Consider the following 2,724-nt stretch of genomic DNA (forward strand, 5'->3'; position numbering starts at 1 on the left):
GAGCAAGCGCCCTCGCCACCAGGTGTTTTTGACCCACCCACACGCCGGAAAAAAATATCAACAGCCGCCCCGGTCAGAGCTGTCCGGCGCCCTCCTCCGAAACAGCCAAAATCCCCCTCAAACCGCCCTCTCGCCGCTAACGTCGCCGATGTTGACGCTTTCATACTTCCCAGCTACTTGGCACGCAAAAGCGTCGAACGTGCAGGTATTTTTAACACTCGAGAATTCTTCGGGAACATCTGTCCGTCATCTGTGTCGGCTACAAAGAGAGGTGTCGATAACGCACGTCAGACAAGTGCAAAAACGCGACATTTTTTGTTGATCTCAGCCCCCTCACCGCCTAAAGTTCGCGCCGAACGTCCATGCTGGAAACGATCCATCCGGCTCAAGTACTGACGACGAGACAGCAAGGCCAAGGGCAGATTTCCCATGGCCTTTTTGCTTTCGGCGACATGCCTTGGGAAGTAGGCGAACCAAAGTGGGGATACGGAGGACGTTCACAAGGCACTGTCATCAATGACATGTCCTTAAACCCATTGATTACCAACGTTTGCCAGTAGGAGTTCCCAACGCATGTCGATTAACGTCGAAGACTATTTCGCGCGCGAAACCTTTCAGAAAATGAAGTCTTTCGCCGACCAGCAAGAAACCCCGTTCGTGGTCATCGACACCCAGATGATCTCCCAGGCCTACGACGACCTGCGCGCCGGTTTCGAATTCGCCAAGGTCTACTACGCGGTCAAGGCCAACCCGGCCGTCGAGATCATCGACCTGCTGCACGAAAAAGGCTCCAGCTTCGACATCGCTTCGATCTACGAGCTGGACAAGGTGCTGGGCCGCGGCGTCAACCCGGCCAACATCAGCTACGGCAACACCATCAAGAAGTCCAAGGACATCCGCTACTTCTATGACAAGGGCGTGCGCCTGTACGCCACCGACTCCGAGGCCGACCTGCGCAACATCGCCAAGGCCGCACCGGGTTCGAAAGTCTACGTGCGCATTCTCACCGAAGGCTCCACCACCGCCGACTGGCCGCTGTCGCGCAAGTTCGGCTGCCAGACCGACATGGCCATGGACCTGCTGATCCTCGCTCGCGACCTGGGCCTGGTGCCTTACGGTGTGTCGTTCCACGTGGGTTCGCAACAGCGCGACATCAGCGTCTGGGACGCCGCCATTGCCAAGGTCAAGGTGATCTTCGAGCGCCTCAAGGAAGAAGACGGTATCGAGCTGAAGCTGATCAACATGGGTGGCGGCTTCCCGGCCAACTACATCACCCGCACCAACAGCCTGGAAACCTATGCCGAGGAAATCATCCGCTTCCTCAAGGAAGACTTCGGCGACGACCTGCCGGAAATCATCCTGGAGCCAGGCCGTTCGCTGATCGCCAACGCCGGCATCCTGGTCAGCGAAGTAGTACTGGTGGCGCGCAAATCCCGCACCGCCGTCGAGCGCTGGGTGTACACCGACGTGGGCAAGTTCTCCGGCCTGATCGAAACCATGGACGAGTCCATCAAGTTCCCGATCTGGACCGAGAAGAAAGGTGAAGTGGAAGAAGTGGTGATCGCCGGCCCGACCTGCGACAGCGCCGACATCATGTACGAAAACTACAAGTACGGCCTGCCACTGAACCTGGCCATCGGCGACCGCCTGTACTGGCTGTCCACCGGCGCCTACACCACCAGCTACAGCGCGGTGGAATTCAACGGCTTCCCGCCGCTGAAGGCCTTCTACGTTTAAAGACGGCAGCTAGCTGCAAGAAAAAGCCCATGACTTGTCATGGGCTTTTTTGTGCGCGCGGTTCAGTGATTCAACGATCTTCCCGGACATGCCAAATACTCAGGATGGACAAGGCCATGCCTTGAATCTCATAACGCATCTCGTAATGCCCCACCAGCAATCGTCGAACATCCCTCGGCTTGAATTCCTCCAACTGCTCTCCCAATCGTGGGTTAGATAGAAGAGCATCTGGAGCCTGCACCAGCGATTGCACGGTCCGAGCAGCAGTAGAACGATTGACCTGGGCGAGAAACTCAAAAAGCCGAGCCAGATCGGATAGGGCCTTGCTCGTCCATTTCAGCTGTCTCATTTTGGTAAGGGCAGAGGGTTGTCGCCAGACAGACTCTGCGCCCAAGCCAACACTGACTGATGATCGACAACCCTTCCAGCATCGACATCTGCCAAGGCCTCAAGCGTCAGTCGACAGCGCTCTTCTTCCTGGTCAACCCAGGCCACCAACGCCTGCTTCACGACCCAGGCCCGGGAGCGTTCCAGGCGAGAAGCAAGTTGATCGACCTTATCAGCCAGGTCCAATGGAATGTGAGCGGTCAGTACTTTTGTCGCGGGCATGAGGCAAGACCTGCATCAGAATGATTAAAAGCGATTAGCTTTGAATCATAGTGATTTAAGACAACACAGCAAGCCGCTCTCCATCCCGTTCGTCACCCAATTGCGCTGCGCGCCGCTGATAGGCCTGGGCCAGGTCGCGAATCTCGGGGTGCGTGGCCTTGAGCAGCGCAGCGCATGCCACCCGGAGGAAATTCAGGTTGCCACCGGCCAGAGCCCGTTGCAGCCACGCCACGGCTTCGTCGATACGCCCGGCATCGGCCAGCACCGCCGCATGGCTGAACTGCCCGCGAAAATCCCCGCCTTCGGCCGAGCGCCGGTACCAGTCCCGCGCCGCTTCAAGGTCGGCCTGGCACACCAGCCCCTCCTCCAGGTAGCGCC

At 58.0% G+C, this 2,724-nt stretch carries 3 protein-coding genes and 1 pseudogene; 1 reads left to right on the plus strand and 3 read right to left on the minus strand.

What is annotated here, in order from left to right; genetic code table 11:
• Positions 1 to 573 precede the first annotated feature (573 nt).
• Positions 574 to 1,737, plus strand: coding sequence for a type III PLP-dependent enzyme (locus tag F6S12_RS31015; RefSeq protein ID WP_015634137.1), 1,164 nt, complete (start codon positions 574 to 576; stop codon positions 1,735 to 1,737).
• A 70-nt stretch (positions 1,738 to 1,807) separates the two neighbouring features.
• Here the strand turns inward: F6S12_RS31015 and F6S12_RS31020 are convergent, their stop codons facing one another.
• The 3 genes and pseudogenes from F6S12_RS31020 to F6S12_RS31030 all read right to left on the minus strand — a co-directional run.
• On the minus strand, positions 1,808 to 2,086 hold the full coding sequence (locus F6S12_RS31020; RefSeq protein WP_053156352.1) for a type II toxin-antitoxin system RelE/ParE family toxin: 279 nt from the start codon (positions 2,084 to 2,086) through the stop codon (positions 1,808 to 1,810).
• Complete coding sequence (locus tag F6S12_RS31025) at positions 2,083 to 2,346, minus strand: CopG family ribbon-helix-helix protein (RefSeq protein WP_123473924.1); 264 nt, start codon at positions 2,344 to 2,346, stop codon at positions 2,083 to 2,085. The genes F6S12_RS31020 and F6S12_RS31025 overlap by 4 nt, the downstream gene beginning before the upstream one ends.
• Before the next feature lie 55 nt (positions 2,347 to 2,401).
• Positions 2,402 to 2,724 (minus strand): annotated as a pseudogene (locus F6S12_RS31030) (sel1 repeat family protein); the annotation flags it as partial.

Origin of the sequence: Pseudomonas sp. JV245A (assembly GCF_032424515.1) — a bacterium.
Taxonomy (GTDB): domain Bacteria; phylum Pseudomonadota; class Gammaproteobacteria; order Pseudomonadales; family Pseudomonadaceae; genus Aquipseudomonas; species Aquipseudomonas protegens.

What these genes read in the sequence shown, in the direction of transcription:
- F6S12_RS31015 (WP_015634137.1), top strand. Translation starts at nt 574, where the DNA reads ATGTCGATTAACGTCGAAGACTATTTCGCGCGCGAAACCTTTCAGAAA.
- F6S12_RS31020 (WP_053156352.1), bottom strand. Translation starts at nt 2,086, where the DNA reads ATGAGACAGCTGAAATGGACGAGCAAGGCCCTATCCGATCTGGCTCGG.
- F6S12_RS31025 (WP_123473924.1), bottom strand. Translation starts at nt 2,346, where the DNA reads ATGCCCGCGACAAAAGTACTGACCGCTCACATTCCATTGGACCTGGCT.